The organism is Streptomyces sp. BR123 (assembly GCF_013401435.1).
In the GTDB taxonomy this organism is placed as follows: Bacteria; Actinomycetota; Actinomycetes; order Streptomycetales; family Streptomycetaceae; genus Streptomyces.
This window is the reverse complement of sequence record NZ_JACBGN010000395.1, coordinates 1-5,753: the sequence shown is the minus strand read 5'-3', so window position 1 is coordinate 5,753 and position 5,753 is coordinate 1. Positions and strand designations below refer to the sequence as shown.

Annotated in this window: 4 protein-coding genes; all 4 read right to left on the bottom strand. The window is 74.2% G+C overall.

From position 1 onward, the window contains the following. Window positions 1-519, bottom strand: a 519-nt coding sequence (locus tag HYE82_RS33540; protein WP_179177994.1) for a TIGR03619 family F420-dependent LLM class oxidoreductase, incomplete at its 3' end; no start/stop codon positions are given. Window positions 520-594: 75 nt separating this feature from the next. Further along, window positions 595-1,881, bottom strand: a complete 1,287-nt coding sequence (locus tag HYE82_RS33535; RefSeq protein ID WP_179177993.1) for an ADP-ribosylglycohydrolase family protein — start codon at window positions 1,879-1,881, stop codon at window positions 595-597. A gap of 367 nt (window positions 1,882-2,248) precedes the next feature. Further along, window positions 2,249-4,825, bottom strand: coding sequence for a bifunctional FO biosynthesis protein CofGH (locus tag HYE82_RS33530; RefSeq protein ID WP_179177992.1), 2,577 nt, complete (start codon window positions 4,823-4,825; stop codon window positions 2,249-2,251). Window positions 4,826-4,874: 49 nt separating this feature from the next. Next, window positions 4,875-5,657 carry an SDR family oxidoreductase gene (locus HYE82_RS33525; protein ID WP_179177991.1) on the bottom strand — a complete coding sequence of 261 codons (783 nt, stop codon included), beginning with the start codon at window positions 5,655-5,657 and terminating at the stop codon, window positions 4,875-4,877. Window positions 5,658-5,753: the final 96 nt, after the last annotated feature.

Here is a 5,753-nt window from a genome sequence, read left to right as displayed (position 1 = left end):
GGGCTGGGCGGGCTTGGGGTGGGCCTGGCTGGCCTGGACGGAGCAGTACTGGCCGACGTACGCGGCGGGCTCGGGCGCCCACAGGACACGCATCAACGCCATGCGGTCGCGGACGAGTTCGCGGCGGGTACGCCAGTCGACGCCGTGGTCGGCGGCCTCTTCGACGTTCCAGCCGTAGCCGACGCCGAGGGTGAGGCGGCCGCCGGAGAGGTGGTCCAGGGTGGCGATCTGCTTGGCGAGGACGATCGGGTCGTGCTGGGCGACGAGGGTGATGCCGGTGCCGAGGCGGAGCCGTTCGGTGACGGCGGCGGCCTGGGCGAGGGCCACGAAGGGGTCGAGGGTGCGCCCGTACATCTCGGGGAGGTCGCCGCCCATCGGGGCGGCGGTGTCCCGGGAGACGGGGATGTGGGTGTGCTCGGGCAGGTAGAGGCCGGCGAAGCCGCGTTCCTCCAGGCTGCGGGCGAGACGGACGGGGGTGACGGTCCGGTCGGTCAGGAAGACGGTCGTGGCGATCCGCATGGGCGAGGGCACCTCCGTGACGGGTGAGGCCACGGTACGGGGATCTGCCGGGCGGCGGCAGGGGGCCGGGCCGGGTCAGGCGCGCGGGTAGCGGGCCAGCCAGGCCGGGGCGGAGACGCCGGGGCCGTGGAGGGTGGGGCCCTGGGTCATCTCCAGGGAGAAGTCGTCGGCGAGTTCCAGGAGGGTGGCGCGGCCTTCGAGGTCGGCGAGCCAGGCGGCGGGGAGGGCGGTTTCGCCGTGGAGGGCGCCGAGGAGGGCGCCGCACAGGGCGCCGGTGGCGGAGGAGTCGCCGCCGTGGTTGACGGCGAGGCGCAGCCCGTGGGGGACGTCCTCGGCGACGAGTGCGCAGTAGACGGCGACGGCCAGGGCGTCCTCGGCGTCGCCGTTGTCGCCCGGGGCGAGGGACGCGACGGTTCTGGGGGAGGGGGTGGTGGCGGAGGTGGCTGCGGTGAGGGCGCGTTGGAGGGCGTCGGTGACGGGCTGGTGGCCCGAGCGGCTGCCGAGGAGGCCGAGGGTGCGCTGGGCGGCGGTGTCGAGGGTGTCGCCGCGGGTGAGGCCGTGCACGATGGCGGCGACGGCGGCCGCGGAGAGGTAGGCGGTGGGGTGGCCGTGGCTCTGGACGGCGCATTCGACGGCGAGTTGGAGGACGAGGGCGGGTTCCCAGCCGACGAGGAGTCCGAAGGGGGCCGAGCGGGTGGCGGCGGCGGCGTCGCGCGCGGTGGGGTTCCTGGGGCGGTCGAGGGTGCCGCGGGTGGTGTCGGCGAAGCCGGTCATGCAGGCGCGACCGGGGCTGCGGCGGGCGTAGAGCCATTCCTGGCGGGCGAGCCAGCCGTCGTCCTCGCGGCGTTCGTCGGGGCCCCAGTCGTGCTGGGTGGCGGCCCAGCGGAGGTAGGCGCGGTGGACGTCGGTGGGCGGGTGCCAGGCGCCGGTGTCGCGGCGTACGTGGGCGCGGATGAGGCCGTCGACGGTGAAGAGGGTGAGCTGGGTGCAGGAGGTGACGGCGCCGCGGCGGCCGTCGGCGGGCGAGGCGGCGGGTGCGGGTTCCGTGAGGCCGGCGGGGCCGTGGGCGTCGCGGATGCCGTCGAGGGAGAGGGCGGCGACGGGGGCGCCGAGGGCGTCGCCGATGGCGGAGCCGAGGAGGGTGCCGCGGACGCGGCTGCGGAAGTCTTGTTGTTCGGTGCGGCCCCAGAGGCCGGTGGCGAGGGGGGAGCGGCCGCCGAGGGTGGCGCCGGCCGGTCCGGCCGGCGCCGTGGCAGGGGCGGCTGCCGTGGTCGGTGTGCCGGCTGCCGGTGTGCCGGATGCCGGCACACCCGCAGCCGCCGCGGTGGTGCTCTCCGCCTCGGTGTTGGTTGCGATGTCCATCGTGCTGCCCCCCGACTGCCCGCCTGTTCTGGCGCGCACTGTAGTGGACATGCCTGATCAGGACCGGAGGAAGGCGATCAAGAGACCCGTACGTGGGGGGAGAAAGGCCGGATCGTGTCCTGCGGCGGACGCGGGGGTCCGCGCCGCGTGGCGTCCGATGTGCGGCGACGCGCCGGCGGCGCGTCTGGTCACCTGCCGTCGGGCGGCCGTTTTCGGCCATGTCCCGTTCGGGCGGCGTTCCCGCCCGCCCCCGCAGCCTCGGCGGTGCGAAGAAGAAGGACCACCTCGTCGACTGATCGCGCCGTTTGCATGCGCAGTCCTGCGGCCGCCGCTGCCGAGCCGACCGGCCCGGCAGCGGCGCCCCGCCTCAGTCCAGGACGGGCAGCAGCTCCGGCAGGTGCCCGTCCGAGGCGGCCGCCGCGCGCTGCCGCTCCTGCGGCACCTCCCCGTACAGCGTGGTGCGGGGCCGGGCCGGCCGGCCCGCGGCCCCGGCGATCGCGACCAGGTCCTTGACGGACTTGTACGAGCCGTAACCCGACCCGGCCATACGGGAGATGGTCTCCTCCATCAGCGTCCCGCCGAGGTCGTTGGCGCCCGAGCGGAGCATCTCCGCCGCGCCCTCCGCGCCCAGCTTCACCCAGCTCGTCTGGATGTTGGTGATGTGCGGGTGGAGCAGCAGCCGGGCCATCGCCGTCACCGCCCGGTTGTCGCGGACCGTCGGGCCGGGCCGGGCGATGCCCGCCAGGTAGACGGGCGCGTTGGTGTGGATGAACGGCAGCGTCACGAACTCGGTGAACCCCCCCGTCTGTTGCTGGATGCGGGCCAGGGTGCGCAGGTGCCCGAGCCAGTGCCTGGGCTGGTCCACGTGCCCGTACATCATGGTCGAGGAGGACCGGATGCCGAGCTCGTGGGCGGTGGTGACGACGTCGATCCAGTCGGCCGTGGGCAGTTTGCCCTTGGTGAGGACCCAGCGGACCTCGTCGTCGAGGATCTCCGCGGCCGTGCCCGGGATGGAGTCCAGCCCGGCCTCCTTGGCGGCGGTCAGCCAGTCCCGTACGGACATGCCGGTGCGGCTGGCGCCGTTGACGACCTCCATCGGGGAGAAGGCGTGCACGTGCATGCCCGGCACCCGCTCCTTCACCGCCCGCGCGATGTCGAAGTAGGCCGTCCCCGGCAGGTCCGGGTGGATGCCGCCCTGCATGCACACCTCGACCGCGCCCACGTCCCAGGCCTGCGCGGCCCGGTCGGCGACCTGCTCCAGCGACAGCGTGTACGCGTCGGCGTCGGTCCGGCGCTGCGCGAAGGCGCAGAAACGGCAGCCGGTGTAGCAGACGTTGGTGAAGTTGATGTTGCGCGTGACGATGTACGTGACGTCCTCGCCCACCACCGACCTGCGCAGCCCGTCCGCGATCCGGCACAGTGCGTCCAGCGCCGGCCCGTCCGCATGCAGCAGGGCCAGCGCTTGGGCGTCGGTGAGCTTCTCGGGGTCGTCGGCGGCCTGGGTGAGGGCGGCCCGTACGTCGGTGTCGATGCGCTCGGGGGCCATGCCGGGCGCGGCGGCCTCGCGCAGGGACTCCCAGTCGCCGTAGACGTGGTCGAAGTCCTCGCGGCGGTCGCCGGTGCGGCCCTCGGTGTCGACGGCGGTGTGCAGGTCGGTGCGCCCGCTGGCGGTGAACGCCTCCTCGGGCTCCTGCCACGGCCGTCCGACGACCTCGGCGTCGGGCCGGGCGAGGCCGGTCTCCGGGTCGGCGAGGGCCTGGACGTGCGGCAGCAGGCGCGGGTCGAGCCAGGGCTCGCCGCGGCGGACGAACTCCGGGTAGACGCAGAGCCGTTCCCGCAGCTCGAAGCCGGCGGCCGCGGACTGCTCGGCGAGCCGCTCGATCTGGGGCCAGGGCCGCTCGGGGTTGACGTGGTCGATGGTCAGCGGGGAGACCCCGCCCCAGTCGTCGATGCCGGCGCCGACGATGCGGGCGTACTCCCCGTCGACGAGGTTCGGCGGGGCCTGGAGGCAGGCCGACGGGCCCATGATGTGCCGGGCCACGGCGATGGTGGCGACGAGGTCGTCGAGGTCGGCGTCGGGCATCCCGCGCATCGCCGTGTCCGGCTTGGCGCGGAAGTTCTGGATGATCAGCTCCTGGATGCCGTGGTACGCACGGGCCGTGCGCCGTAGGGCGAACAGCGACTCGGCGCGCTCCTCGTAGGTCTCCCCGATGCCGATCAGCAGGCCGGAGGTGAAGGGGACGGAGGAGCGTCCGGCGTCCTCCAGGACCCGCAGCCGGACGGCGGGCTCCTTGTCGGGGGAGCCGTGGTGGGGGCCGCCGGGCTCGGACCACAGGCGGGTCGCGGTGGTCTCCAGCATCATGCCCATGGACGGGGCGACCGGCTTGAGCCGCTGGAAGTCCGCCCAGCCCATGACACCCGGGTTGAGGTGCGGCAGCAGGCCGGTCTCCTCCAGGATCCGGATGGAGATGGCCCGCACGTAGGAGATGGTGTCGTCGTAGCCGTGCGCTTCCAGCCATTCGCGGGCCTCGGGCCAGCGGTCCTCCGGCTTGTCGCCGAGGGTGATGAGCGCTTCCTTGCAGCCGAGGGCGGCGCCGCGGCGGGCGATGTCGAGGACCTCGTCCGGCGACATGTACATCCCGTGGCCGGCGCGGCGCAGCTTCCCGGGGACGGTGACGAAGGTGCAGTAGTGGCATTTGTCGCGGCAGAGCCGCGTGAGGGGTATGAACACGCTCTTCGAGTAAGTGATCACGCCCGGGCGGCCGGCCGCCGCGAGCCCGGCGTCGCGGACCCGCGCGGCGGAAGCGGCGAGGTCCTCCAGGTCGTCGCCGCGCGCCCGGAGCAGTACGGCTGCCTCGGTCGCGTCGAGCGCGACGCCGTCACGGGCGCGCCGGAGCGCGCGGCGCATCGCGTTCTGGGTCGGGGCGTCACTCGGAGGGGTCATGCGGTGAGCATACGATCCGGTGGCCCGTCGGCGGGGCGCCGACCGGCGCTCATCGCATCAGCTCACCGGCGTTGACCAGCAGGGATTGGCCGGTTATCGACCGCGCCCGGTCGGAGGCGAGGAACACGGCGGCGTCCGCGACGTCCCCGTCGGTGGCGAGGTCGGGCAGGGCCGTGCGGGCGGTGAGCCGGGCGCGCACCTCCGCTTCGGGGACGCCCTCGGAGTGCGCGGTGAAGGTGACGAAGGCCTGGACGGGCGGCCCCCACATCCAGCCGGGCAGCACGGTGTTGACGCGGATGCGGTGCGGGCCGACCTCGCGGGCCAGGGAGTACATGGCAGAGGTGAGGGCGCCCTTGGAGGCGGCGTACGCGGCCTGTTGCACCTCGTTGGGTGCGGCGACGGCGGACTGCGTGCCGATGAGGACGACCGAGCCGCCGCGCTGCTTGAGGGCGGGCAGGCAGGCGCGGGTCATGCGGAGGGTGCCGAGCAGGTTGACGTCGAGGACCTGGGCCCAGGTGTCGAAGTCGGCGTCTGCGAGTCCGCCGAAGTACGAGTCCCGGGCTGCGACGTGGACGACGGCGTCGATGCCGCCGAACCGCTCGACGGCGAGGGCGGCCAGGGCCTCGCACTGGCGCTCGTCGGTGATGTCGGTGGCCCGGTGGGCGGTGTGGGTGCCGTCGGGGTCGATCTCGGCGGCGGATTTGGCCAGATTCGCCTCGGTCCGCGCACCGAGCACGGCCTGTCCGCCGTCCCGTACGACGGCTGCGGCGACCTGGTGGCCGAGCCCGGCCCCGACGCCGGAGACGATGACGGTCTTCCCTTGCAGCAGCATGCGCGATCGCCTCCCGGCACCGGGGCCCTGATTGACGGTGCGTCAGATTAAGGCCCGGCCCTCGAAGGGGGAAGGGAGGTGGAGGGAGGAGGGTGG

Excerpts from the sequence above, each read along its gene's own strand:
- HYE82_RS33530 (WP_179177992.1), bottom strand. The coding sequence starts at position 4,825 with ATGACCCCTCCGAGTGACGCCCCGACCCAGAACGCGATGCGCCGCGCG.
- HYE82_RS33525 (WP_179177991.1), bottom strand. The coding sequence starts at position 5,657 with ATGCTGCTGCAAGGGAAGACCGTCATCGTCTCCGGCGTCGGGGCCGGG.
- HYE82_RS33535 (WP_179177993.1), bottom strand. The coding sequence starts at position 1,881 with ATGGACATCGCAACCAACACCGAGGCGGAGAGCACCACCGCGGCGGCT.